At 32.1% G+C, this 25373-nt stretch carries 24 protein-coding genes; 23 read left to right on the forward strand and 1 reads right to left on the reverse strand.

Annotated elements, in window-relative coordinates; genetic code table 11:
- The first annotated feature begins 83 nt into the window (after nt 1-83).
- The 23 genes from C6H31_RS06750 to C6H31_RS06860 all read left to right on the forward strand — a co-directional run bounded on the left by C6H31_RS06750 (nt 84) and on the right by C6H31_RS06860 (nt 23868).
- Entirely contained in the window at nt 84-872 is a 789-nt protein-coding gene (locus tag C6H31_RS06750) for an undecaprenyl-diphosphate phosphatase (protein ID WP_104698058.1), read from the forward strand.
- The gene (locus C6H31_RS06755; RefSeq protein ID WP_104698059.1) at nt 865-1542 is read left to right on the forward strand and encodes a uroporphyrinogen-III synthase; all 678 of its coding nucleotides are present in this window, start codon (nt 865-867) and stop codon (nt 1540-1542) included. The genes C6H31_RS06750 and C6H31_RS06755 overlap by 8 nt, the downstream gene beginning before the upstream one ends.
- Before the next feature lie 151 nt (nt 1543-1693).
- Entirely contained in the window at nt 1694-2527 is an 834-nt protein-coding gene (locus tag C6H31_RS06760) for a peptidylprolyl isomerase (protein ID WP_158654741.1), read from the forward strand.
- A gap of 24 nt (nt 2528-2551) precedes the next feature.
- Nucleotides 2552-3475, forward strand: coding sequence for a class II fructose-bisphosphate aldolase (locus C6H31_RS06765; protein ID WP_104698061.1), 924 nt, complete (start codon nt 2552-2554; stop codon nt 3473-3475).
- A gap of 9 nt (nt 3476-3484) precedes the next feature.
- Nucleotides 3485-4048: an elongation factor P gene (efp, locus tag C6H31_RS06770; RefSeq protein WP_104698062.1), complete on the forward strand. Its 564-nt coding sequence runs from the start codon at nt 3485-3487 to the stop codon at nt 4046-4048.
- On the forward strand, nt 4048-4590 hold the full coding sequence (locus C6H31_RS06775) for a DJ-1 family glyoxalase III (RefSeq protein WP_104698063.1): 543 nt from the start codon (nt 4048-4050) through the stop codon (nt 4588-4590). The genes efp and C6H31_RS06775 overlap by 1 nt, the downstream gene beginning before the upstream one ends.
- Complete coding sequence (gene nhaA, locus C6H31_RS06780) at nt 4590-6041, forward strand: Na+/H+ antiporter NhaA (protein ID WP_104698064.1); 1452 nt, start codon at nt 4590-4592, stop codon at nt 6039-6041. The genes C6H31_RS06775 and nhaA (C6H31_RS06780) overlap by 1 nt, the downstream gene beginning before the upstream one ends.
- A gap of 9 nt (nt 6042-6050) precedes the next feature.
- Nucleotides 6051-7364, forward strand: coding sequence for a sodium/proton antiporter NhaA (gene nhaA / locus C6H31_RS06785; protein ID WP_104698065.1), 1314 nt, complete (start codon nt 6051-6053; stop codon nt 7362-7364).
- A 43-nt stretch (nt 7365-7407) separates the two neighbouring features.
- Nucleotides 7408-7686: a preprotein translocase subunit YajC gene (gene yajC / locus C6H31_RS06790; RefSeq protein WP_104698066.1), complete on the forward strand. Its 279-nt coding sequence runs from the start codon at nt 7408-7410 to the stop codon at nt 7684-7686.
- Nucleotides 7687-7700: 14 nt separating this feature from the next.
- Nucleotides 7701-9284 carry a protein translocase subunit SecD gene (gene secD, locus C6H31_RS06795; RefSeq protein WP_104698067.1) on the forward strand — a complete coding sequence of 528 codons (1584 nt, stop codon included), beginning with the start codon at nt 7701-7703 and terminating at the stop codon, nt 9282-9284.
- Nucleotides 9285-9286: 2 nt separating this feature from the next.
- Nucleotides 9287-10258 carry a protein translocase subunit SecF gene (secF, locus tag C6H31_RS06800; RefSeq protein WP_104698068.1) on the forward strand — a complete coding sequence of 324 codons (972 nt, stop codon included), beginning with the start codon at nt 9287-9289 and terminating at the stop codon, nt 10256-10258.
- Nucleotides 10259-10270: 12 nt separating this feature from the next.
- On the forward strand, nt 10271-12691 hold the full coding sequence (leuS, locus tag C6H31_RS06805; protein ID WP_104698069.1) for a leucine--tRNA ligase: 2421 nt from the start codon (nt 10271-10273) through the stop codon (nt 12689-12691).
- Complete coding sequence (gene lptE / locus C6H31_RS06810; protein WP_104698070.1) at nt 12688-13182, forward strand: LPS assembly lipoprotein LptE; 495 nt, start codon at nt 12688-12690, stop codon at nt 13180-13182. The genes leuS and lptE overlap by 4 nt, the downstream gene beginning before the upstream one ends.
- 4 nt (nt 13183-13186) lie before the next feature.
- Nucleotides 13187-14581 carry a GGDEF domain-containing protein gene (locus tag C6H31_RS06815; RefSeq protein WP_104698071.1) on the forward strand — a complete coding sequence of 465 codons (1395 nt, stop codon included), beginning with the start codon at nt 13187-13189 and terminating at the stop codon, nt 14579-14581.
- The gene (locus C6H31_RS06820; protein ID WP_104698072.1) at nt 14572-15699 is read left to right on the forward strand and encodes a Mur ligase family protein; all 1128 of its coding nucleotides are present in this window, start codon (nt 14572-14574) and stop codon (nt 15697-15699) included. The genes C6H31_RS06815 and C6H31_RS06820 overlap by 10 nt, the downstream gene beginning before the upstream one ends.
- Nucleotides 15689-16615 (forward strand): M23 family metallopeptidase, encoded by a 927-nt coding sequence (locus tag C6H31_RS06825; RefSeq protein ID WP_158654742.1) that lies wholly within the window; start codon nt 15689-15691, stop codon nt 16613-16615. The genes C6H31_RS06820 and C6H31_RS06825 overlap by 11 nt, the downstream gene beginning before the upstream one ends.
- Nucleotides 16616-16628: 13 nt before the next feature.
- Nucleotides 16629-17525 carry a M23 family metallopeptidase gene (locus C6H31_RS06830; RefSeq protein ID WP_104698099.1) on the forward strand — a complete coding sequence of 299 codons (897 nt, stop codon included), beginning with the start codon at nt 16629-16631 and terminating at the stop codon, nt 17523-17525.
- A complete protein-coding gene (locus C6H31_RS06835) occupies nt 17459-17845 on the forward strand; it encodes a bactofilin family protein (protein WP_104698074.1) in 387 nt (128 codons plus the stop codon). The genes C6H31_RS06830 and C6H31_RS06835 overlap by 67 nt, the downstream gene beginning before the upstream one ends.
- A complete protein-coding gene (gene mfd / locus C6H31_RS06840; protein WP_442778080.1) occupies nt 17842-20826 on the forward strand; it encodes a transcription-repair coupling factor in 2985 nt (994 codons plus the stop codon). The genes C6H31_RS06835 and mfd overlap by 4 nt, the downstream gene beginning before the upstream one ends.
- A 42-nt stretch (nt 20827-20868) precedes the next feature.
- A complete protein-coding gene (gene argF, locus C6H31_RS06845) occupies nt 20869-21828 on the forward strand; it encodes an ornithine carbamoyltransferase (protein WP_104698101.1) in 960 nt (319 codons plus the stop codon).
- Nucleotides 21801-22223, forward strand: coding sequence for a DUF2603 domain-containing protein (locus C6H31_RS06850; RefSeq protein ID WP_104698075.1), 423 nt, complete (start codon nt 21801-21803; stop codon nt 22221-22223). Before argF ends, C6H31_RS06850 begins: the two co-directional genes overlap by 28 nt.
- A gap of 8 nt (nt 22224-22231) precedes the next feature.
- Nucleotides 22232-23605: an oxygen-independent coproporphyrinogen III oxidase gene (hemN, locus tag C6H31_RS06855; RefSeq protein ID WP_104698076.1), complete on the forward strand. Its 1374-nt coding sequence runs from the start codon at nt 22232-22234 to the stop codon at nt 23603-23605.
- A complete protein-coding gene (locus tag C6H31_RS06860) occupies nt 23602-23868 on the forward strand; it encodes a 4Fe-4S dicluster domain-containing protein (protein ID WP_104698077.1) in 267 nt (88 codons plus the stop codon). The genes hemN and C6H31_RS06860 overlap by 4 nt, the downstream gene beginning before the upstream one ends.
- 515 nt (nt 23869-24383) lie before the next feature.
- On the opposite strand, the gene pseB is transcribed toward C6H31_RS06860, so the two are convergent.
- Complete coding sequence (pseB, locus tag C6H31_RS06865; protein ID WP_104698078.1) at nt 24384-25370, reverse strand: UDP-N-acetylglucosamine 4,6-dehydratase (inverting); 987 nt, start codon at nt 25368-25370, stop codon at nt 24384-24386.
- Between the last annotated feature and the right edge of the window lie 3 nt (nt 25371-25373).

Here is a 25373-nt window from a genome sequence, read left to right on the forward strand (position 1 = left end):
GGAGGTTTTAAGTATTTGAGTTGTAATAATTTTTTAAAGTTGTCTTGTCTGGGATTTTTTTGTTGGGTTAATAGAGAGGTTATATGGATGTAATTCAAGCAATTGTTATGGGAATTGTGGAGGGATTGACAGAATTTTTGCCAGTCTCTTCTACTGGACATATGATATTGGCTGGACATTTTTTAGGAGTTGATCAAGAGAGCGACTTTACTAAGACTTTTGAGATTGCAATACAACTTGGATCTATTCTGGCTGTTGTCTTTGTTTTATATCAGAGGTTTTTGAAGGGCATTAGTGTTTGGCTAAAGCTTCTTGTTGGTTTTGTGCCAACGGGTTTGATTGGTTTTTTTGCCTATAAATACATAAAGAACTTATTTGTTCCCCAGACGGTAGCTTATATGTTGATAATTGGGGGGATTGTATTTTTGTGGGTTGAGTGGAGGAATAAAAGACTTCCTAAAGAAGTAACCCTAAAAAATAGTTTAGATGAGGTGAGTTATAAACAAGCTTTTGTTGTGGGTCTGTGTCAAAGCTTAGCAATGATACCAGGAACTTCAAGGAGTGGTGCTACTATAGTTGCAGGCCTTCTAGTAGGTTTTTCAAGAACTTTAGCAGCTGAGTTTTCTTTTATGCTTGCAATTCCAACTATGTTTGCAGCAACCACTTATGATATCTATAAAAATATGCATATTATGTATTCTCATAATTTATTTTTATTGTTCATAGGGGCTCTAGTTGCTTTTTTTACAGCGCTTGTTAGCATTAAGCTCTTTTTAGGATTTGTAAGTAGATTTAGTTATATACCTTTTGGAATTTATAGAATATTAATTGGGGCTTTAATGCTACTATATTTTTGGAAACTTAATGCGTGAGATTATTCTAGTTAATTCAAGAAAGCATACAGAAGTAAAGACACTTATAGTGAGTGAAATTGCTTTTGTGGATATGTTTGATTCTTTAAGAGAAATTAAGGGAGGGTTTCAGGCTTTAGTTTTTACTTCAAAAAATGCCATTGAATCTTTAGAAAGAAATATTCAAAAATACCCGCAGTTTGCATTTCTTAAAAAAATTCCTTGTTATGTTATTGGACAAAGTAGTGCAAAAGCTTTAGAAAAATATAATTTTAGTGTAGAGTATGTAGGGCAAGATTCTCATGGTTTTGGTTTTGCTAATGAGATTATACCTGCTCTAAAGAAAAAAAGAGTACTCTATTTTAGGGCAAAAAAGATTGTATCAGGCCTTGATGAAATTCTTTTAAATTCCGGTGTCAAATTAAAACAAATTATTGCTTATGAGAATAAAAGAAGTAGTGTAGATAGAACCCTAAAACCACCACCAAAATCAATCCTAATTTTTACATCCCCAAGTCATTATCTTTCTTTTATACAGAATTTTTCTTGGGATGGAAGTTATATTGCAATTGCTATTGGAATGACTACTTTTGGTGTTTTTGATACAAGTATCGAGGCTTTTGTAAGCCCAAGACAAGATATACAAAGCTGTATAGATTTTGCAAATGAAATTGCAATGCGCTTAGCTTAAATCTAAAAAATCCCACAAACAGGTAAATAAAAAAATCTTAAAAGAAGTATGAAAAGATCGCACATTTTTATGTGATTTAAGTTTTCATTGTAAAATAATAGCTTGAATCATCCTAGAGAGGTGATAAGAATTATATTTTAAGGGAGAAATGATGCGCAATAAAGTGGTTAGCATTGCTGTGGCTGGATTGATTTTGACGGGAAGTCTTTATGCAAAGAATCTTGCAGATGTGAATGGAGTAGTGATTACTGAAAAAGATTTTGATATGTTAAAACAACAAATCCCAAATTTTGATTTTGATAAATTAACATCAGAGCAAAAGACAAATTTAATCAATCAAAAAATTAATGAGATTTTAATTGAAGGTGCAGCTAAAAAAGAAAAAATTGAGGACACAAAAGAATATAAAGAGGCTTTAAACAATATTAAAAAACAACTCTTAATTAATGGCTGGCAACAAAAGATTGCACAAGAAGTAAATAGTATGAAAATACCAGAATCTGAATTGAAAGAATATTATGAAAAAAATCCTCGCCAATTTGTTCAACAAGAGGGTCAAGCAAGACATATTTTGGTAAAAACAAAAGAAGAAGCTGAAAAGATTATTGCAGATCTAAAGAAAGCTCCTAAATCAAGAATTGAGCAGAAATTTATAGAACTTGCAAATAAAAATACAATTGATCCTAATGCACAAAAATCCCAAAATGGTGGTGATTTAGGAACTTTTCAAAAAAATCAAATGGTTCCTGAATTTGGGGATGCTGTGTTTAAGTTAAAAGAAGGAAGCTTTACGCTAGAGCCTGTAAAAACAGAATATGGTTATCATGTAATCTATCTCATCAAAAAAGGCGAGGCAAAAAATGTTAGCTTTGCAGAAGCTAAGTCTGGAATTGAGAATATGTTTAAAGAAAGAAAATTTCAAGAATTGATTCAACAAAAGATCCAAGATCTTAGAAGCAAAGCAAAAATTACAATTAACCAGTAATTATGATTAAAACAAGGGAAATAAATGCTAGTTAGTGGAAGTGAGATTTTACAAAAGGCTCATAAAGAATTTTATGGTGTAGGTGCATTCAATTTTGTAAATTTTGAAATGCTCCAAACAATATTTGAAGCGGCAAATGAGGCTAATTCTCCAGTAATTGTTCAAGCAAGTGAAGGTGCAATCAAATATATGGGGATTGATATGGCTGTGGGTATGGTAAATGTAATGGCAAAGCGTTATAGCCATATACCCGTTGCTTTACATCTAGATCACGGAACAACTTTTGAAAGTTGTAAGATGGCAATAGAGGCTGGTTTTACTTCGGTAATGATTGATGCATCACATCATCCTTTTGAAGAAAATTTATCAACAACAAAACAAGTTGTGGATTTTGCTCACAGACATAATGTGAGTGTTGAAGCAGAGCTTGGTAGATTGATGGGGATTGAGGATAATATTTCTGTAGATGAGAAGGATGCGGTTTTGGTAAATCCTCAAGAAGCTGAGGTTTTTGTTAAAGAAACTCAAGTTGATTTTCTTGCCCCAGCAATTGGAACAAGTCATGGTGCTTTTAAATTCAAAGGGGAGCCTAAATTAGATTTTAAGCGACTTCAAGAAGTAAAGAAACTCACTAATATTCCCCTAGTTCTACATGGTGCAAGTGCAATACCTGATTATGTAAGAGAGGCATTTTTATCAACAGGTGGGGATTTAAAAGGGAGCAAAGGGGTTCCTTTTGAGTTTTTGCAAGAAGCAGTTTTAGGTGGAATTAATAAAGTAAATACAGATACAGATTTACGAATTGCATTTATGGCAGAGGTTAGAAAGGTTGCAAATGATCAGCCAACACAATTTGATCTTAGAAAGTTTTTTACGCCTGCTATGGATGCAATGAAAAAGGTAATTGTTGAGCGTATGCATATTTTGGGTTCAGCAAATAAAATTTAAGGAGAGTGTATGGCTATTGGTATGAGTGAATTGAAAAAAGGTTTAAAAATAGAGATTGATGGGGTTCCTTATAGAATCGTAGAGTATCAACATGTAAAACCTGGAAAAGGTGCTGCATTTGTGCGTGCAAAAATTAAGTCTTTTTTGGATGGCAAGGTTATTGAAAAGACTTTTCATGCAGGAGATAAGTGTGAGGAGCCAAATCTTGTAGAAAAGACAATGCAGTATCTTTATCACGATGGAGAGATGTTTCAATTTATGGATACAGAAACTTATGAGCAGATTGCATTGACTGATGAGCAAGTTGGTGAGGTTTCTAAATGGATGTTAGATGGAACAAATGTGCAGATTTTATTCCATAATAACAAGGCCATATCTGTAGATGTCCCCCAGATTGTTGAGCTAAAAATAGTTGAGACTGCTCCTAATTTTAAAGGAGACACTTCAAGTGGAGGTAAAAAACCTGCTACTCTAGAAACAGGAGCTGTTGTACAGATTCCATTCCATGTTTTAGAGGGTGAGGTTATTCGTGTAAATACTGAGACAGCAGAATATGTAGAGAAAGTAAAATAATGCAAAAAAAAGTTCTAGTTCCAATTGCCGATGGTTTTGAAGAGATTGAGCTAGTTGGGATAGTAGATATTTTGCGCCGAGCAGGTATTGATGTAATCATAGCAGGACTTGATAAGAAGCAGTATTATAAAGGGGCTCATCATATTAGTATTGCAAGTGATGATTGCTTGATGGATATTGATTTTTCTAGTTTTGATTCTGTAGTATTAGCTGGAGGTTGGGATGGAATGCAGAACTTTTGTGCTTCAGAGAAGCTTTTAAAAGTTATCTTTAATTTTTTTCAAGAAAAAAAGTTGGTTGCTGCAATTTGTGCTTCTCCAGTTGTCTTATATCGTGCTGGAATTCCTTTGGAAGATTTTACTTGTTATCCACAATGTGAAACTTTAATTCAAAAAGAAAGAAAGCAGGAAAATATTGTGATAAGTGATAATATTATTACAGGTAGTGGTCCTGCTTTTGCCATAGAGTTTGCCTTAGCCATTGTACAATATTTATGTGGCACTGAAATTTTAAATCAATTAAAGAAAGAATTGTTGTTGTAATGAAGGACATCATTGAAATAGTTGTTCCTGATGTAAAGCAGGAAGATTCCCTTTATATAAAAAATAAGCTCCAAAGAGGGCTTTATAGCTTTATAAGCCATGAGTCTTTTGGTGGAATCTTACTCTTTTTTTGTGTTGCAGTGGCTATGGTTATTGCTAATACACCTTCTTTATCCCAACATTATTTTTCTCTCTGGGAAATGAAGATAGGCTTTTCTCTTAATTCTGAAATAAAAGACATCAGTCTCTTGCACATTATTAATGATGTTTTGATGTCATTATTCTTTTTAATGGTTGGATTGGAGATGAAAAGAGAGGTCTTATATGGGGATCTTGCAGGATTTAAAAAGGTAAGCTTTTCTGTATTTGCAGCTATTGGTGGTATTTGTGTTCCAATTGTAATCTACCTTTATTTTAACCATAATAGTCTTGGTGCGGATGGTTTTGGTGTTGCAATGAGTACTGATACAGCCTTTGCCCTAGGTGTAATCTTATTAATGGGTAAAAGAATCCCCTCTGTAATAAAAATATTCCTAGTAACTCTAGCTGTAGCAGATGATCTTGGTGCAGTAGCTGTGATTGCAATTTTTTATACTCAAGATTTAAATAATCTTTGGTTATGTATTGCTTTGATGGTAATTATTGCTTTAATTTATTTAAATTACAGAGATACAAAATTTACTTATTTATATTTACTGCTAGGGATTGCTTTATGGATTACTTTTTATAAAAGTGGTATTCACCCAACAATAGCAGCTGTTTTACTTGCTTTTTGTATTCCAGGAAGAACAAAAGCATCCAGTGTCTATTTTGAAAAGATGACACAAGAATGGGCCAAGATAGACTTTGAAGAAATTGAGAGAATGAAAAAAGTATCTCCTATAAAAAAGCATAAAAATTTTTTTAAGGCTTTTAAAGATGGAATCAAAGGTTTTATGCAACCAACAAGTGAAAAGAGAATAGATATGGAGAGAGTGAGTTACTATGTTCATCTTTTAGATAGTATTAGTCACTACTCCCATCACGCTAGAAATCCCCTGTTGAGAATGGAACATGCATTACAACCAATTTGTGCTTATTTCATCGTGCCTTTATTTGCATTTGCTAATGGGGGAGTGCTAATTAATGATGGATTAAAGCTATTTTCTAATGAAATTTTTTGGGGTACTGCTTTTGGTTTAGTTTTAGGTAAACCTATAGGAATAGCACTTTTTGCATATCTAAGCGAAAAACTTAATATCTCAATTAAGCCAAAAGGATTGACCTATGGGCATGTTATTGCTGTGGGTTTTTTAGCGGGTATAGGTTTTACAATGTCGATGTTTGTGGCAACTCTTGCTTATGAGGGACAGAATTTGATTGATGTATCAAAATTATCTGTTTTGTTTGCTTCATTTCTAGCTATGATTTCTGGAATGATTACATTGTTTTTTAGCACAAAAAAAATCTAAGGGTAGAGAATGAAAAATAATTATAAGACAAGAAAAAGTTTAGGGAGTATGCTATTAAGTTTTATACGAAGTGAAACTTTTAGTGGTATTTTTTTATTTATTAGCATGGTATTAGCGCTTTTGACTGCTAATTCTAGTTTTGCAGAACAATACTTTAGTTTTTGGCATTATGATTTTGGCTTTACTTTTAATGATTATTTTATTGGCTTTGACATACAGCATTGGGTGAATGATGTATTGATGTCTTTTTTCTTTTTAATGGTTGGATTAGAGATCAAAAGAGAATTTTTGATCGGAGAACTTTCAGGCTTACAAAAAGCTATTTTTCCTGTTGTTGCTGCGATTGGGGGTATGATTGTTCCTGCTTTGATTTATATTTCTTTGAATGTTGGGACAAATTCCATCCATGGTTTTGGAATCCCAATGGCTACAGATATTGCATTTGCACTAGGTATTATCTTAATGCTTGGTAAAAAAATTCCCTCATCACTAAAGGTTTTCTTGGTTACTTTGGCAGTTGTTGATGATCTTGGTGCAGTAATTGTGATTGCAATCTTTTATACTAATGAGATCTTTTGGAGCTATTTAGCCCTATCACTAGGAATTGTTGCTTTATTGATTTTGCTCAATAAAATGGGTGTAAAAAATCTAGTTCCTTATCTACTTTTAGGAGTTGTACTTTGGATTTTTGTGCATAAAAGTGGAGTGCATTCTACAGTTTCAGCAGTTATTCTAGCTTTTTGTATTCCGCTAAAGGCTAGAGGAAGCAAGGTTGATCTTCTCGCATTTTTGAGAGATGGTATGGATAAAATTTATCAAAAATATTCTGGTGATCAATGGGGTGATAAACCAAAGAAGGCATTAAAAACATTATACAAACAGTCAAAAGATTTTCAGAGCCCTCTTGAGGTTTTAGAGCATAAATTGCATCCTTGGAGTGCTTATTTTATTATGCCTTTATTTGCCTTTGCAAATGCTGGTGTAAATATCAGTAATAGTATAAATTTTGGCATTGATCATATTTTCCTTGGTGTTTTGCTAGGTTTATTTTTAGGAAAGCCAATGGGTATTTTGTTTGCCACTTATATTTGCTCAAAATTAAAAATTGCAACTAAGCCAAGTGAGTTATCTTGGACGCATATTTTAGGTGCAGGTATTCTTTCTGGTATTGGTTTTACTATGTCTATTTTTGTGTCTAATTTGGCATTTGATAATCAACAATCTGTAGAAATAGCAAAGATAGCTGTTTTGTTGGCTTCGCTTTTATCTGCCATAGTTGGTTCTTCATTGTTAATTTTATTTAATAAATTAAAAACTAAGTAAAAACTGGCTATCATTACGCCTAATTTTTATAAAAGGATAGAGAATGCAAAATATACAAAACGTTGTTTCAGCTTTTTTACCATTTGTAGTATTAATTCTGATTTTTTATTTTTTTATTATTAGACCACAGAGAAATCAGCAAAAAAAACATAAAGAAATGATTGATAGTCTAACCAAAGGCGATAAGATTGTTACTACTGGTGGTTTTATTTGTGAGGTAGTAAAAGCAGAAGAGAAATTTTTCACAGTAAAGCTTAGCGATGATACTACAGCAAGGGTAGTTAAAGAATATATTGCTTATAAGATGGATGATAATAATTAAGTAAAAATAGATCAATGGAACGTAATAAAAATTTTAAGCTAATATTCTTTTTATTGGCTTTAGTATTTGGTATTGGTTTTTCAATTCCCTCCTTGTTTCATACTAAGGGTCCAAAAATTAGTTTAGGGTTGGATTTACAGGGTGGTTTGAATCTACTTCTTGGAGTTAAGACTGAAGAGGCAATCAAGGCTAAATATTCCTCCTTGGCTTCATCTATTAGTTTTGAATTGAAACAAAAAAAGATACTTGTGGATTATTTAAAAGTTAGTGATGAAGGGGTAGAGGTTGGATTATTTGATAGTGATGATAAAGCCGTGCTTGATTCTATTTTAAAAAAAATAAGTGGATTGACGATAGCGGAAAATGGAACAAGCTATGTGGTTACTTTTAGTGTTCAAGAATTACAGAATATTCGCAAAAATGCTGTAGATCAAGCAATAGCAACGATACGAAATAGGTTGGATCAGTTTGGATTATCTGAACCTAGTATCACTCAGCAGGGGCAAGATAATATTTTAGTTGGATTGCCAGGGATACAAACTTCTGAAGAAGAAAATAGAGCAAAGAGTTTAATTTCTAAATCAGCTCATTTGCAAATGATGGCAGTTGATGAAGAAAGAAATCCCCGTGTGGATACAATGAGTGATATTGAAGCTAAAAAGTATGGAGATGTTATTCTTCCATTTGTAGATAATGATGGTCAGAAAATAGGAAAAATCCTTTTAAAAGAAATTCCTATTTTAGATGGAGATAGAATTACAGATGCTCGTGTAGCATATGATGAGAATCATCAACCAGTTGTAAGCTTTAGTCTTGATTCTGTAGGTGCTAAGATTTTTGGAGATTTTTCGGGTTCTAATATTGGTAAGCGTATGGCAATTGTGCTAGATGGTAAAGTTTATTCTGCTCCTGTGATAAGACAAAGAATAGGGGGAGGTAGTGGTCAAATAAGTGGAGGTTTTACAAAAGAGCAAGCAAGTGATTTGGCTATTACTTTAAGAAGTGGTGCATTGCCAGCCCCTTTAGAAATTTTAGAGAAAAGAAGTGTTGGGCCAAGCTTGGGACAAGATAGTATAAAATCATCTATGTTTGCTTTGATAAGTGGTTTTGTTTTGGTAGTGGCATTTATGATTGTGTATTATTCAATGGCTGGAGTGATTGCAAGTGTTGCACTTATTGCTAATTTATTTTTAATTCTTGCAATTATGGCTGTCTTTGGTGCTACCTTAACCTTGCCAGGAATGGCTGGAATTGTTCTAACTGTTGGGGTTGCAGTTGATGCAAATATCATTATTAATGAAAGAATTAGGGAAGCTCTGCGTATGGGAGAGAGTGTGCAAAGAGCAATACAACTTGGCTATATTAATGCTTCAAGAGCAATTTTTGATTCTAATATCACCTCTTTGATTGCTTCTGTTTTATTATATGTATATGGTACAGGAGCTATTAAAGGCTTTGCAATTACTACAGGTGTGGGAATTATTGCATCTATCATTACTGCAATTATAGGAACACATGGTTTTTATAATGCAATACTGCCAAAAATAATGCATACAAAGTCATTGTATTTTTGGTTTGGGGTTAATAAAAAGGACTAAGAATGGAGATTTTAAGAAAAGTAAAAATTATTGATTTTGTCTCTTATTCAAAGTATGGTTTAGCTATTTCTATTTTTTTAACAATAGGGGCATTTGTTTTATTCTTTACCAAAGGTTTTAGTTTAGGTATTGACTTTGCTGGTGGAAGTAGTGTGCAGCTAAAATATCAAAAAGAAGCCCCCTTGTCGCAAATTAGATCCATACTTGATGGTTTAGAGGGCTTTAAAGGAAGCCAAGTTAGTGAATATGGCTCAAAAGAGGAAGTGTTGATAAAAATTCCCTACACAGATGCTTTTATTAATAAAGAATTATCAGAGATTTTAGAGGATAAATTATCAGTTACAGGTGATTTTGAAATTAGAAAAGTAGATATGGTAGGGCCAAAAGTTGGAGATGAATTAAAAAAGAAAGGATTTTTATCTCTTCTTCTAGCTACATTAGCAATAATGGTATATGTAAGCTTTCGTTATGAATGGAGGTTTGCACTTGCTAGTATTATTGCTTTGGTGCATGATGTTATTATCACCGCAGCCTCTATTATTGTATTTAATATAGATTTAAATTTAGAGGTTATAGCAGCTCTTCTTACACTGATAGGATATTCTATTAATGACACAATTATTGTTTTTGACCGTATTAGAGAGAAGATGTTAATAGATCGAACAAATAATATTTCTGAAGTAATAAATGAGGCTATATCTAATACCCTTACAAGAACACTTCTTACATCTCTAACTGTATTTTTTGTAGTTTTAACACTTTACTTATTTGGAGGAGAAAATATTATTGGTTTTTCTCTACCAATGTTGATAGGAGTAATTTTTGGGACTTATAGTTCTATGTTCGTGGCTCCAAAGCTAGCAATCCTATTTGGTTTTAATATACAAGAGTATCATCAAAAAGAGATTAGAAGACAAAAGAGGGCACAAGAGAAAGAGCGTCTAAGAAAAATGTATGAAAATGGTGTTGTATAAGGAGTTTTTATAATGGAGTACCAAGCAAAAATAATTGAGGAAAAATGGCAGAAATACTGGTTGGAAAATAATTCGCATGAACCTTCTTTGGATTTAAGTTTAAAGAAAAAGTATATTCTAAGCATGTTTCCTTATCCAAGTGGTGCGATCCATATGGGGCATGTTCGTAACTATTGTATTGGTGATGCTATGGCGAGATACTATCGCAAACAAGGATTTAATGTTTTGCATCCAATTGGTTTTGATGCCTTTGGAATGCCTGCGGAAAATGCGGCAATAAAAAATGGTGTGCATCCAAAAGATTGGACTTATAAAAATATTGATACGATGAATAAAGAACTAGATTCTCTAGGACTTTCCTTTTCAAAAAAAAGAAGATTTGCAACTTGTGATGAAGACTACACAAGATGGGAGCAAAAATTTTTCTTAGATATGTGGAAAAAGGGGCTAGTATATCGAAAAAAAGCTTTTTTAAACTGGTGCCCTAATGATCAAACAGTTCTTGCAAATGAGCAGGTGAGTGATGGAAAATGTTGGCGCTGTGGTACAAGTATTATCCAAAAAGAGATGTATCAGTATTACATCAAGATTACAGATTATGCACAAGAACTCTTAGATGATTTAAAGATTTTGCAAGATAAATGGCCACAGGCTGTTTTAACAATGCAAGAAAACTGGATTGGAAAATCTATAGGACTTGAATTTAGCTTGTCTTTGGAAAAAGGGATTGGAGGAATTGATACACTTAAGGTTTTTACTACAAGGCCTGATACTATTTTTGGGGTAACTTATTGCGCCTTAGCACCAGAGCATCCTCTTGTTAAAGAGATTTTACCTACATTAAATGATCAAAAAAGAGAAAAAATATTACAAATACAAAATACTCCATTAAGAGGGAGGGCTACTGGGAAGAAGGATGGTGTAGATCTTGGAGTTTTTGTAATACATCCACTAACAAAGCAAAAAATTCCACTTTGGGTGGCAAATTTTGTGTTAATGGATTATGGTTGTGGTGCTGTTATGGGGGTTCCTGCACATGATGAAAGAGATTTTTTGTTTGCTAAAGAATTTGGTATTGAAATAAAGCAAGTAATCAAGGCACAGCAATTACCTTTCACAGAAGATGGAATATTATGTAATAGTGGTGATTTTGATGGACTTCATACGATAGAAGCAAAAGAAAAGATTGTTGCTTTTTTTGAGCAATGTCAAATTGGAAAAAAAACAACTCAATTTCGACTCAAAGATTGGGGGATCTCAAGACAGAGGTATTGGGGGGCTCCAATACCTCTTATCCATTGTAGTCAATGTGGCATTTTACCTCAAGAAGAAAAAAGACTTCCTGTTGTTTTACCTCAAGATGTTGTTATTACAGGAGAAGGGAATCCTTTAGATAAAAATGAAGAGTGGAAGAGGGATAAATGTCCAAAGTGTGGAGGAATAGCCTATAAAGAAACAGACACAATGGATACTTTTTTTCAATCAAGTTGGTATTTTTTACGCTATGCAACTTCTAATGATTTATGGAGTAAGCTTCCATTTGATCAAAATGATGTAAATTATTGGCTACCTGTAGATGAGTATATCGGAGGAATAGAGCATGCAATCTTGCATCTGTTGTATGCGAGATTTTTTACAAAGGTCTTAAGAGATTTAGGGTATATTGATTTTTCTGAACCTTTTGCCAATCTTTTAACACAGGGAATGGTGTTAAAAGATGGTGCTAAGATGAGTAAGTCTGTTGGAAATATTGTTGAACCTAGTAATATTATTCAAAAATATGGCGCTGATACTGCAAGATTGTTTGTATTATTTGCTGCTCCTCCAGCTAAAGAGTTGGAATGGATAGATTCTGGGGTTGATGGTGCATATAGATTTATCCGCCGTTTTTATGAAAAAACTACAAAGGTTTTAAAAACAAGTCAAAAACCTTTGATAGATTCTAACTCTTTAAATGCCCAAGAGAAATATGCTAGAAAGAAAGTATATGAGGCCTTGATAAAGTCAAATGAAATCTTTGAAAAAAAGCAATCAGGATATGCCTTTAATACATTGATTGCATCTTCTATGGAAGCTTTTAATGCCTTGATGTCACAAGAAAATGATCAGATTTGGACTGAGGGGTATTTTATATTGAGTAATATCTTGGAGCCTATTATTCCACATACCTGCTGGGAGATATCAGAAAGATTTTTTAATTTTAGCAACTTTGCTTCTTTAGAAGTTGATTTTAATGCCTTAGAGGAAGATGAAATAGTGATGGTAGTTACCATAAATGGAAAAAAGCGCGCAGATTTAAGGGTTAAGAAGCAAATGCAACAAGAAGAAATATTATTGCTTGCAAAAGAACAAGTTTGGAAATGGCTTGAGAATACCACGATAGTAAAAGAGATTGTAGTTCCCAATAAACTTGTTAATTTTGTTATAAAATGAGAATACTTACTTTAATTTTTATGTTGTTATTTACAGGTTGTGGCTATAAACCTGTAGCACATTTTTCTAAAAAGGCATTAGGGGATGGAATCTATGTGTCCTTAAAGGTAAATGTGGCAAATACAGAGAGTTCGGTTGAGATCAAAGATTTACTTAATCAATTAGTTGTTACAAGGTTTCAAAGAAAACTTGTTGATAAAAAAGATGCGGATACAATTATTAACCTTGAAATTATGGAAGTGACGGATAATTCAATTGCTACAAATACAGATGGCTTTACAACCTTTTATAGAGTGACTGTGAGAGTAAGGTTTGAATATGATAATAGAGTGGATCAAAGCAAGGTATTTTACAATACTGCATATCAAGATTATGCAGTATCACTAGAAGATCCTTTGATTACTTATAATAATAAACTAGAAGCAATTAGAGATGCTTCAAATCAGTGTATTGATAAGTTTTTGACTCAGATTGCATATCAAGGGAAATAGGACAATGTTGCAAAAGAAAATACTAGAAATTTTTGATCTTTTAGATAAAGAAACCGCTGGAGATAAAAAGACAAAAGCAAAAAAGTTTTTTTCTCTTTTAGAAGAGAAAAATCTTATTTTGTATGATAAGGAGATACTTAAAGAGAATAATAAGGGATTTGACTTTGAAATACAAAATAGTCTTTTAAAGGCAAAAGATTTCAATGAAGTATTTCAAAAGCTTGCCTCTTTAATTCATAAGATGAAGCAAGAAAGTGTCCAATCGCTAAGTGATATGCAAAGGCTAGTTATATCTCTTCTTACGGTTTTAAAAGAAACAACTTCAAAAAGAGTAAGAAAAAATTATCCACAATTATTTGATTTTGAAGCTACAGAAGATTCAAAAAAACTATCAGAATTAAAAGAAAAGTGGGAATTTATCGTCAAATCTCAAGGCCATATTCTTACGCAGAAACGCATTGTTTCTATAATAGTTCGCTTGACTTTTATTGCTAATTTCTATGATAAAGATTTAATCCAGAAGCTTGCAGATGTTTTGTTAGAAATTCCAGAGGCAATTACTGATGCAGATATTTTAGAGCAATTAGAGATTATATGTACAATCAGTGAAGGGATGCAAAAGTCTGATTGCAAAATAGAGATTGATCGTGTTGATAAGGTCTTAAAAGAATTGCAAAATACTGTAAAAGTTAATATTAAAGAGATAGAGCAACTTTATGAGATTAAAGGGACAATTGAGAATGCGACTAAAGAGTTAAGTAAAAGTGGCGAAATGGGGTTGGATACAAATTGTGCTATTCGTGATAAGATAGTTTTTTTAGATCATTCATTGAAGAAAAAAGAAAAAAGCATCAAGGAATTAAATCATAAATTACAAGAATTAACTAATGCGCTAAAGATAATGGAGGAGAGATCTCAAAAAGATAGTCTTACAAACCTTTATAATCGCTTCCATATTGATAGAGTAATTAAATTTTATGAGACAGAGTTTGTTCATAATCATTTAAATTATTCAATTTTATTTTTTGATATTGATGGCTTTAAGGCTATCAATGATCAATATGGACATTTAGTCGGAGATAAATTATTAGAAGGATTTTCTCAGATTCTACGACAAAACTCTAGGAGTTCTGATATTATCGGAAGATATGGTGGAGATGAGTTTTTAATTCTGATGCCAAATACTAGCGTAGAACTTGCTAAGGATGTTGCAATAAGGATTTGCAAGGCTGTTGCAAAAGAAAAAATAGTAATTGAGGGCAAGGAATTTAAAATCACAACTTCAATTGGGGTTTCGCATCGAAAGGATTGTGAGAGTAGAGAAGAATTACTTAAAAAAGCAGATATTTTACTTTATAAGGCAAAAAAAGGGGGTAGAAATCAGGTGCAATGGGAGTAGTAGATTTTTTAGAGGCAAAAGGACAAGAGTATGCTAGATTTGATCCAAATAGAGTCTTGCAAATTGCTTCTAAACTAAAGAAGATTTTAAAACTTCCTTGCTATAAAATACATATTGTGGGGACAAATGGGAAGGGGAGTACAGGGAGATATATTACTCTAGGCCTATTAGAGAATCAAAAAAAAGTATTGCATTTTACTTCTCCCCATCTTTTTGATTTTAAAGAGAGATATTATAAAAATGGAGAGAAGGTTACACAAGAAGAGCTAGAACAAGCTCATCAATTTTTACAATCTTTTGATTTTATACAAGAGTGCAGTTATTTTGAATATGCTACTTTTTTAGCTTTTGTTTTGGCACAAGATGTGGAATATTTGGTTTTGGAAGCAGGTCTTGGTGGGGAATTTGATTCTACTAGTTGTATCCAATCTGATCTTAGTGTTTTTACCATGATAGGGTTAGATCATCAGGATTTTTTAGGTAATAGTATTGAAGAAATTGCTACAACAAAATTACAAGCAATGTCTCAACTGTGTTTTTTGGGAATGCAAAAATATCCGCTAATAGAGGAAATAGCAAGAAATATTGCCTCCAAAAAGAAGAGTAGGATTCTGGCAATAACTCAAGAAGATATAAAAAAATATGAAAAAATTTTAAAAAATATTTCTGTAGACTTTTTAAGACAAAATGCTTTAACTTCTTTAAAAGTTTTAGATTTTTTAAAAATGCAATTACCAAAAGAAATGTATCCACTAAACTTAAGAGGAAGGTTTGAAAAAATTGCACCTAATATCATTGTGGATGTAGGACATAATATTGATAGCGCACGAGAAATAAGAAAAATTTTAGGAAAGAAAAAGGTAAATCTTATTTTTAATATGTATCAAGATAAAAATCCCCAAGAGGTTTTAAAAATATTAAAACCAAATCTTCATCAAGTGTATATTTTTGATGTTAAAAACACAAGAATTATGCCTAAAAAAACTTTGTGTGAAATTTTAGAAAGTTTAAAAATTAAGTATGATGATTTTGCGACTTTAGAAAGACAAAAGGAATATTTGGTTTTTGGATCTTTTAGTGTTGTTGAAGCTTTTTTAAAGAGGTATGATGCAAGATAAACTCGTAGTTACAATTGCAGATGAAAAGGGTTTGAAACAATTCCAGGTCCATAAACATATAAAAAAGATTATTTTTTGGGGTTTGATAGCATTTTGTGCTTTTATAGTAGCAATTTTTTTTACAATGAAATTTTTGATGCATACAATAGATTCTGTTGCATTGGAGCAGAATGTGGCAATTTCAGAGTATCGTTATATCTATCAACAAAATGAGATATTAAAAAATCAAATACAACAAAAAAACTATGAATTGAGTGTAATTCATCAGAAAATCGATGATTTAGAAAGCATTATTGGAACTCAAAAAAATAATCAAAGAAGCCATGATAAAGTTAAAGAAATTGATCTAGAAACGCTTAATAATGAACACAAAGAGGTGATTTTAAATCTCATACCCAATGGCTTTCCTGTGAAAGAATATAGCGTACTAGAGAATGCTTTTTCAAGAGAAAACTCTAGTAGAAGAAAAAAGGAAGCTTTGGGGGTTGATTTTATTGTAAAAAATAATACTCCAGTTTATGCTACATCTGATGGAGTTATTGATACAATCAGAACAAAATATAAAAAAGGTTATGGGAATTTTGTTGTAATCAATCACTCTTTTGGCTTTAGTTCTTTATATGCTCATTTAAATACCATTGTATTAAAAAAGGGTGATTTTGTTAAAAAAGGAGAGTTGATTGGCTATACAGGCAGTAGTGGTAGTGTTAAGCAACCGCTTTTATATTATGAGGTTTTGTTTTTAAATAAAACACTCCCAACACAACGCTATATAGACTGGAACATTAAAAATTTTAATGATTTATTGCTTCATGATAGTGTAATAGATTGGAAAAACTTAGTTTGGACAATACAGGATGTTGTGCGACTAAAAAATTTCCAAAATAATTTTAAGGGTAGGAAGAGTGAGGAATAAAAGGCTTGTAATTATGATTACAGACTCAAAAAAGACATCTTTCTACAATGTTAGTATGTTTTTTAAGCAGATTGTGGCTTATGTATTGGTTATGATTTGCGCATTTATTACTTTTGTTATCTTTTCCATTGGAGTGATACGCAGCGAAATTGGTAATATTGATGCTAAAAAGGATCTGCTACAACAAGAATTTAAAAAAACATTAAAGATTAATAATTTTCTTACAAATGAGATTAATCAAAGAATATCTGAAATGAATGTAGTAGGTGATAGGGTGGATGATTTAGAAGATATTATAGGAGTTTCAAAGGATGATAAGCTCCTAGTTCAAGGTAATCTTTTAAGCAGGATTGATATTGCAAACATTACAGGTACTCAAAAAGCCTTTATTATGAAGTTTATTCCCAATGGACTTCCTCTAGATAAATACCTAAGAATCTCTGCAGGTTTTGGTACAAGGATTCATCCAGTTTTACATATTACTCATAAGCATACAGGCATTGATTTTAGTGTAAGTTTAAATACCCCTATTTACGCTACAGCTGATGGGGTTGTAGAATACGCAAGTATGGGGTGGAATGGTGGGTATGGTGGGTTGATTAAAATTATGCATTCTTTTGGTTTTAAGACTTATTATGCTCATTTAAATTCTCTTGTAGTGGGTAATGGACAGTTTGTAAAAAAAGGGCAAATTATTGCCTATAGTGGCAATACTGGAGTTTCTACAGGACCTCATTTGCATTATGAGGTTCGTTTTTTAAATAGTCCGATCAATCCCTATAATTTTACAAAGTGGAGTATGAAAAACTTTGATATCATTTTCGAAAAAGAAAGGACAATAGCATGGCAATCTTTACTAGCTCTGATCAACAATCTAATGTTCCCATTAAAGGAGGTGCAGCAACAATAATTGCACAGGGGACAAAAGTAAAAGGTGAAGTGCATATAACCTGTCATTTGCATATTGATGGTGAGTTTGAGGGAAATATCTTTTCTAAAAGCACTGTGGTGATTGGTAAAAGTGGTTTTGTAAAGGGTGATATTTATGCTCAAAAGCTTATTGTAAGTGGTGTTTTTCAGGGGAATACAGAGAGCAGTGTTGTAGAAATACAACCAATGGGTAAGATCGAAGGAAAGGTGGTTACTCCTGAGTTTGTAATTGAAAGAAAAGGGATTTTTGTGGGCGAGAGTAAAATTATGCAAAAAAATAATCAAGTAGAAAAAAAGTGATTCAATCTAGTCTTTATGCATATTTTTTGCATAACAATCAAGCTAGAATCTTAATAGTTGAAAATGATAAAGAAGCGCAAATAGCTTTTCATCTTGCCCAATTTTGCTATGAGCAGAAAATTATAGAAAAAAAACCAATTATCTTACCCGATTTTAGAGCTAGAATGGGTGATGATATCCGATCTTTTCTAGAAGAATTTTTGCATTTATTGCATTCTTTAAGAATGTTTTATGAAGATTCTAAAAGTTTTTTAATAGCACCGCTTTCTAGTGTAATTTATAAACTACCAAAAAAAGAGATTTTAGAAGGATTTTATCTCTCTAAAGAAGAACTTTTTGATTTAAATGAGTTAAAGGAAAAACTCATATGCTTTGGCTATGAGGTTGTTGATGTAATTGAAATGGAAGGAGAAGTAAGTTTTAGGGGAGACATCATCGATATTAGTATACCAAGGGGCTCAAACTATCGTTTAAGTTTTTTTGATATTGAGTGTGAAAGTATTAGAGAATTTGACGTAAAAACACAAAAAAGCAAACCTCAAGAGATTGATAAAATTTTTATTCCTCCAGCCTTATTTAATTTGAAAGATTTTGAGTATGAACAATTGTCTCAAAAAATTCTTGAATGTGATTTTGATGTTTTTTCAAAAGATTTACTTTCTCTTGGCTTTTGGTTTTTAGATGATTTAGGAATCAAAATTTTAGAAGAGTTTCCTTCATTGATTACAAGAAATGCCAAAGAATACGCACAGGAGATCTATGAATTTGATCTCCAAGATGCATATGGCTTAGACTTTTTTATGCAATTGCCTATATTAAGTGAGATTAAAGACTATGCAGACATACAGGTGGATTCTAAGACAATAGATTATTTTTTAGATTTAAATCAGGATAAAAAGATTACAGTTTTAGTTCCAACTGAATTATTGCAAGAGCAATTTAAAATAAAAGGTTTAGATACAATTGTTTCAAATCTTGTTGTAAATATTTCTTTGCCAGATTCTTTTATCATTTCTTTGAATTCCTATCCTAAACAAAGGCAAAGACAAAAACCTAAAATTGCAATTGATGAACTAAATATAGGTGAGTATATTGTTCATAAAGACTATGGTATAGGTATTTTTAGGGGTATAGAGCAAGTAAAAATATTAGGATTTGTGAGGGATTTTATACGCATTGATTATCAAGGAGAGGATTCTTTATTGCTCCCTGTTGAAAACTTAAATTACATTGATCGCTATATCGCAGGATCTAATACCCTTCCTTTGGTGGATAAATTAGGAAAGGGAAATTTTTTACGACTGAAAGAAAAGATCAAAACCAAATTATTTGAAATCGCAGATTCTATTATTGCTCTTGCAGCTAAGCGTAATCTTATAGAAGGATACAAGATTGATACTGCTTTACCAGAAATAGAAATCTTTCAAAAAAAATCTGGTTTTGAATTGACCCAAGATCAGGAAAAATCTATCAAAGAAATTTTTGCTGATTTGGCTAGTGGTAGAGTTATGGACAGGCTTTTAAGTGGTGATGTAGGATTTGGAAAAACAGAAGTTGCATTAAATGCTATTTTTGCAGTTTGTAAAAATAATCTTCAAGCACTGATGATTGTCCCAACAACTTTACTAGCAATGCAACATTTCAATACTCTAAGATCAAGATTAACAGATCTTAGGGTTGAAAAGCTTGATCGTTTTGTAAAACCCGTAGATAAAAAGAGAATTTTACAGGGTTTGATGGATGGAAGTATAGATGTGGTTATAGGCACTCATAGTCTATTGCAGGCAAAGTTTAAAAAACTTGGACTTGTTGTTATTGATGAAGAACATAAATTTGGTGTGAAACAAAAGGAAGCGATAAAAGAATTAAGTAAGGATGTGCATTTACTTAGTATGTCTGCTACTCCAATACCAAGAACTTTAAATATGGCACTTTCACACATTAAAGGGATGAGTCAATTATTAACTCCTCCAAGTGAGCGTCTTTGTACAAAGACTTTTGTAAAAGAAAAAAGCGATTCTTTAATCAAAGAAGTGATTTTAAGAGAGTTAAGACGCAATGGACAGGTATTTTATATCCATAATAATATTGCAAGTATTCCAATTATTAAAAATGAGATTAATTCTTTATTACCACAGCTTAAAATTGCAATTTTACACTCTCAAGTGGATTCTAAAGAGGCAGAGGAGATAATGCTTGATTTTGCACAAAATAAATACCATCTTTTGCTATGCACTTCAATTGTAGAATCAGGAATCCATCTGCCAAATGCAAATACAATTATCATTGATGGGGCAGATCATTTTGGATTGGCAGACTTGCATCAATTAAGAGGAAGAGTTGGTAGAGGGGATAAAGAGGGCTTTTGTTATTATTTAATTGAAGATAAACAAAAGATTACACAAGAAGCAACAAAGAGACTTTTAGCATTAGAAAAAAATTCATTCCTTGGCAGTGGGGCAATGATTGCTTATCAAGATTTAGAAATAAGGGGTGGGGGAAATTTATTAGGAGAGGCTCAAAGTGGGCATATAAAAAATATTGGCTATAGTCTTTATCTTAAAATGCTAGAGGATGCAATTTATCAGTTAAGTGGAAAACAAAATAATGAAATAGAAAATGATGTAGATTTGAAGTTACAGGTTTCTGCTTATTTAAATCCGAGTTTAATTAATAGCGATACTTTGAGATTAGAACTTTATCGGAGGCTATCTCTTTGCACTGACATTAATGGGGTATATGAAATTGAAAATGAAATTCAAGATAGATTTGGAAAACTCGATGTTTATACAAAAAGATTTTTATCTCTAATTCTTATTAAAATTCTAGCACGAGAGGTAAAAATTGTTAGCATTTCTAATTTCAAAGAAGACATTACTATAGTTTTTGTAGATCAAACCAAGGAGTTTATCAAAGCAAAAGATGAAGATGAAATCCTTACAAATATTCTGAATTTTTTACACAAAAAGCACGAGTTTTAAAGGTTTTTATTATAGAATCTAGGAAATAAAATTAGGATGGATATGAGGCACTTTTTAACACTTGGAGATTTTTCCAAAGAAGAAATTGTAGAAATGTTGCAGGTTGCAATTCAAATTAAGAAAGATTTTTTAAACAAGAAAGATTGCAACTTAATGCATAGAAAAATTTTAGGTATGATTTTTGAAAAGAACTCAACAAGGACAAGAGTAAGCTTTGAAGCTGGGATCTATCAACTTGGAGGAACTGGAATTTTTCTATCAAATAAAGAGATACAGCTTAGTCGCGGAGAGAGCATTGCTGATACAGCAAGGGTGATTGGTTCTATGGTGGATATGGTAATGATTAGAACCTTTGAACATAGCAGGTTAGAAGAATTTGCAAAACACTGCAAGGTTCCAGTTATTAATGGATTAAGTGATTTGTATCATCCTACCCAAGTAATGGCAGATTATTTGACCATGATTGAGAATGGTTTTTTTATAGAGGATGATTTTAAAGAATATTCTTATAAGGCAAAACCAAAAGTTGCTTATATTGGAGATGGTAATAATATGACACATTCTTGGATGATGTTGGCAGCAAAGATGGGATTTGATATCAGTATTGCAACCCCTAGAGAATATGCACCAAACAAGGAGGTTGTACAAGAAGCACAAAAGATTGCCAAGAAGAGCGGCTCGAATTTATTTTTATGTGAAGATCCAATAGAAGCAATTAGTCAATGTAATGTAGTGGTAACAGATACTTGGGTTTCTATGGGGCAAGAGGATCAAAAGGAAAAAAAACAAGAAATTTTTCATAGATATAAGATTGATAATAAGATGATGCAATATGCAGATTCTCAAGCTATCTTTTTACATTGTTTGCCTGCATATAGAGGGCAAGAAGTAAGTAGCGAGGTAATTGATGGAGAGCAAAGCAGAGTCTTTCAAGAGGCAGAAAATAGGTTGCATGCACAAAAGGGGATAATGGTATGGCTTTATCAAAACAGCAAAAGATGATGGAAATATTACAGGCAAACAACCACGGGAAGATACAAAAAATTAGTGATGATTTATTAGAAATTCAGTTACAAAGTGGTGAATTTTCTAATCTTGAACCTTGCTTTTTAAAAGATGATAAAAATAGAGAGTATGTAGTATTGCCTCAAAAGGTTTTGCAAAATATTATTAGCTTGATTAGAAAGGCACAAGAAGACCGCTTAAAAGTTGAACTTGAGAGAGATATCATTAGTTTTACACCCATTGATTTTGATGATGTAATGAGTGTTGCTGTTAAAAAAATTGAAGAGTTAAGACAACAGGATGGTAGTTTGCCAAATATTAATACGATACAGCTTATAAAACAAATAAAAAAAGAACATCCAAACTTATTTTTGGAATTTCATATTTATTAGGGTTTTTTATGATTGATTTTAAAAAAATCTCAGAATATTCTAAATCAGGACCTCGCTATACAAGCTATCCTACGGCTGTTGAGTTTCACAGTGGATTTGATAATCAGAAATTTAAGCAAGCTTTGGTAAGAAATGATGAAAATAAAAACACTCCTCTTTCTCTTTATGTGCATCTACCATTTTGTAGCAGTGCTTGTTATTTTTGCGCTTGTAGCGTGATTTATACAAAGAGTGAAGATAAAAAGGAGCGTTATCTCCAGTTTTTAGAAAAAGAGTTTTCATTGCTAAAAAAATCAATGAATACACATCGTGAAGTTGTGCAGTTGCATTTTGGAGGGGGAACACCCACATATTTTAGTGCTCACCAGTTGGATAGAGTAATTAAGTTGGTTCATAATACTTTTGATAATTTTGCATCAAATGCTGAGGTAAGTTGTGAGATTGATCCAAGATTTTTTAATGAAGATCATATGAGGGTTCTAAAAAATGGAGGTTTTAATCGGATAAGTTTTGGAGTTCAGGATTTTGATGAAAGAGTTCAAAAGGCGATCAATCGCTTTCAAAGTATTGAATTGATGCAACAAGTAGTTAAGATTGCAAGGGACTATAATATTTTTTCAATAAATTTTGATTTAATTTATGGACTCCCTCTTCAGACACTTCAAAGTTTTAAAGAAACCTTAAAAAAATCTGTTGATTTAATGCCAGATAGATTTGCAATTTTTAACTATGCACATGTTCCTTGGATAAAAAAAACAATGGGAAATATTAATGAGAAAGATTTGCCAACACCTGAAGAAAAGCTAGAGATTTTAAAATACACAATCGAGTTTTTATCATCTTGTGGTTATAAGATGATAGGAATGGATCATTTTGCAAAGGAGGATGATGAGCTCTATATTGCAAGTCAAAAAGGAGAGCTCAGGAGAAACTTTCAGGGTTATACTACCAAAGGATTTTCTCAAACCATAGGCATAGGATTAACTTCAATTGGAGAAGGCATAGATTATTATGCTCAGAATTTTAAAGATATGCAACAATATGAAGATGCTATTGATAGAGGAATTTTACCTATTGAAAGAGGGATTGATCTTAGCTTTGATGATATATTGCGCAAAGAAGTGATTATGCAATTAATGAATAATGCAAGATTATTATTTCACAAGATTGAAAAAAAATATAATATAAATTTTAAAGAATATTTTTCCAAAGAATTAGAGGTGCTTAGGAATTTTGAAAAAGATTTGCTTTTAGAGATAAGAAAGGATGGCATCTTTGTCAATTCTACTGGTGGAATGTTGATTAGGAACATTGCAATGTGCTTTGATGCATATTTAGAAAAAATACCTCTAGAACAAAGGCGTTTCAGTAAAACGATATGAGTCTATCTAAGGAAGTCTCAAATGCTTGTATAAAGTGTGCCAAGTGTATCCCAATTTGTCCTAGCTATGAGGTTTATAGAGATGAAATACACTCCCCAAGAGGGTTTTTAGAGTTAATTAGGCAGTATTATCAAGGAAACCTAGAGCTTAATCAAGACCTGCAAGCTATCTTAAATTCCTGTTCTTTATGTGGTGATTGTGTAAAAAAGTGTCCTATTGATCTTCCAATTGATGAAGCTATAAGATTATTGAGAGCAGGGTAAAAAGTCATTTTAAAAAGTTTCTTTTAAAGCATAAAAAATTAGGAGAATTTATTTTTTAAATATATTTTTTTGATGCCTTTCTAAAAAACTGCTTTTTTATAATCCCAAATTTTTTTAAAATTAGTTTTTATGAGATTTTGATTTAAAAATAGATAAAAATTAGATACAAAGGAGCCATTCTTTTTATTTTAAAAACCATAATTATCTAGAAAATATAAAATACTGGTTAGGGCTTTATTTAATATGAATACCAGTTTGGCTAAAAGTATAAAGATATTTAGCAATATCAGTAAAAGATTATAAAAAAGATTTTTAACTTAATAAAATACTTTGAATGATTAGTGATTTAAAACATCAAGAATGCAAGAAAGCAACTCCTTTATTTAAAAAATTCTTGATGTTTTTTAATCAAGCCCATCTACAATGTTTGCAGAATGTAATATATAGATTACAAATAAACCTTATGAAGATAGGATTCTGTGGGTTATTTCCACCTATAGTTTAAAACACAAACATTAGTCAATCATCTCTTTTAAAGATTGTGTATCAAGCCATTGTGAATTAGTATCGCTACTGTATTCAAATCCCTCTGCTACTTTTTTCCCTTTTTCGTTTAATAAGGTGAGCTTGTAGTTAATTGGAGTTTGAAATTGGATTGTTGGCATTAGGATAAAAAAGTCTTGAAATTCTAAACAAAGATGGCTATCGTCTCTTGGAATCATTATTTCATGGAGTTTTTCTCCGGGTCTAATTCCTATTATCTTGATGGGAAGGTGGGGGGCTAAAGTCTTTGCGATATCTAAGATTTTCATACTAGGTATTTTAGGGATAAAGATCTCTCCCCCATGCATTCTTTGAAGACTTTTTATTACAAAATCCACTCCTTGTTCTAAAGTGATCCAAAATCTTGTCATTTTTTCATCTGTGATTGGAAGTTCTTTTGCACCTTCTTTAATCAATTTCTTAAACAATGGAACAACACTTCCACGACTCCCAACAACATTGCCATATCTAACCACACTAAATTTGGATTGATGGCCTCCCTTCATATTATTTGCAGCGATAAAAAGCTTATCGCTACAAAGTTTAGTTGCTCCATAAAGGTTAATAGGATTTGCTGCTTTATCGGTGCTAAGAGCAATGATATGTTCTACATTATTAAAAAGTGCTGCATCAATAAGGTTACTCGCTCCTTGAATGTTTGTTTTGATACACTCCATTGGATTATATTCTGCAGTAGGAACCTGTTTAAGTGCTGCTGCATGAATGCAAATATCTACTCCATTTAGTGCAAATTTCAAGCGTTCCTTATCTCTTATATCTCCAATAAAATACCGCATACACTTGTGATTAAAGATTTGTGCCATTTCATATTGCTTCAGTTCATCGCGACTATATACAATAATTTTTTTAGGCTGATACCTTTGTAAAATGATTTCAACAAACTTCTTACCAAAGCTACCTGTTCCCCCAGTAATTAATATACTTTTTTGATTAAACATCCT

The sequence above is a fragment of the Helicobacter sp. 'house sparrow 1' genome, from assembly GCF_900199585.1.
Classification (GTDB): domain Bacteria; phylum Campylobacterota; class Campylobacteria; order Campylobacterales; family Helicobacteraceae; genus Helicobacter_H.

Coding starts and splice junctions, on each gene's coding strand:
- C6H31_RS06815 (WP_104698071.1), top strand. CDS start 13,187: ATGTTGCAAAAGAAAATACTAGAAATTTTTGATCTTTTAGATAAAGAA.
- C6H31_RS06830 (WP_104698099.1), top strand. CDS start 16,629: ATGATTACAGACTCAAAAAAGACATCTTTCTACAATGTTAGTATGTTT.
- nhaA (WP_104698064.1), top strand. CDS start 4,590: ATGAAGGACATCATTGAAATAGTTGTTCCTGATGTAAAGCAGGAAGAT.
- C6H31_RS06755 (WP_104698059.1), top strand. CDS start 865: ATGCGTGAGATTATTCTAGTTAATTCAAGAAAGCATACAGAAGTAAAG.
- C6H31_RS06825 (WP_158654742.1), top strand. CDS start 15,689: ATGCAAGATAAACTCGTAGTTACAATTGCAGATGAAAAGGGTTTGAAA.
- C6H31_RS06835 (WP_104698074.1), top strand. CDS start 17,459: ATGGCAATCTTTACTAGCTCTGATCAACAATCTAATGTTCCCATTAAA.
- argF (WP_104698101.1), top strand. CDS start 20,869: ATGAGGCACTTTTTAACACTTGGAGATTTTTCCAAAGAAGAAATTGTA.
- C6H31_RS06760 (WP_158654741.1), top strand. CDS start 1,694: ATGCGCAATAAAGTGGTTAGCATTGCTGTGGCTGGATTGATTTTGACG.
- C6H31_RS06775 (WP_104698063.1), top strand. CDS start 4,048: ATGCAAAAAAAAGTTCTAGTTCCAATTGCCGATGGTTTTGAAGAGATT.
- C6H31_RS06860 (WP_104698077.1), top strand. CDS start 23,602: ATGAGTCTATCTAAGGAAGTCTCAAATGCTTGTATAAAGTGTGCCAAG.
- yajC (WP_104698066.1), top strand. CDS start 7,408: ATGCAAAATATACAAAACGTTGTTTCAGCTTTTTTACCATTTGTAGTA.
- leuS (WP_104698069.1), top strand. CDS start 10,271: ATGGAGTACCAAGCAAAAATAATTGAGGAAAAATGGCAGAAATACTGG.
- C6H31_RS06850 (WP_104698075.1), top strand. CDS start 21,801: ATGGCTTTATCAAAACAGCAAAAGATGATGGAAATATTACAGGCAAAC.
- pseB (WP_104698078.1), bottom strand. CDS start 25,370: ATGTTTAATCAAAAAAGTATATTAATTACTGGGGGAACAGGTAGCTTT.
- C6H31_RS06820 (WP_104698072.1), top strand. CDS start 14,572: ATGGGAGTAGTAGATTTTTTAGAGGCAAAAGGACAAGAGTATGCTAGA.
- lptE (WP_104698070.1), top strand. CDS start 12,688: ATGAGAATACTTACTTTAATTTTTATGTTGTTATTTACAGGTTGTGGC.
- nhaA (WP_104698065.1), top strand. CDS start 6,051: ATGAAAAATAATTATAAGACAAGAAAAAGTTTAGGGAGTATGCTATTA.
- efp (WP_104698062.1), top strand. CDS start 3,485: ATGGCTATTGGTATGAGTGAATTGAAAAAAGGTTTAAAAATAGAGATT.
- C6H31_RS06765 (WP_104698061.1), top strand. CDS start 2,552: ATGCTAGTTAGTGGAAGTGAGATTTTACAAAAGGCTCATAAAGAATTT.
- secD (WP_104698067.1), top strand. CDS start 7,701: ATGGAACGTAATAAAAATTTTAAGCTAATATTCTTTTTATTGGCTTTA.
- secF (WP_104698068.1), top strand. CDS start 9,287: ATGGAGATTTTAAGAAAAGTAAAAATTATTGATTTTGTCTCTTATTCA.
- C6H31_RS06750 (WP_104698058.1), top strand. CDS start 84: ATGGATGTAATTCAAGCAATTGTTATGGGAATTGTGGAGGGATTGACA.
- hemN (WP_104698076.1), top strand. CDS start 22,232: ATGATTGATTTTAAAAAAATCTCAGAATATTCTAAATCAGGACCTCGC.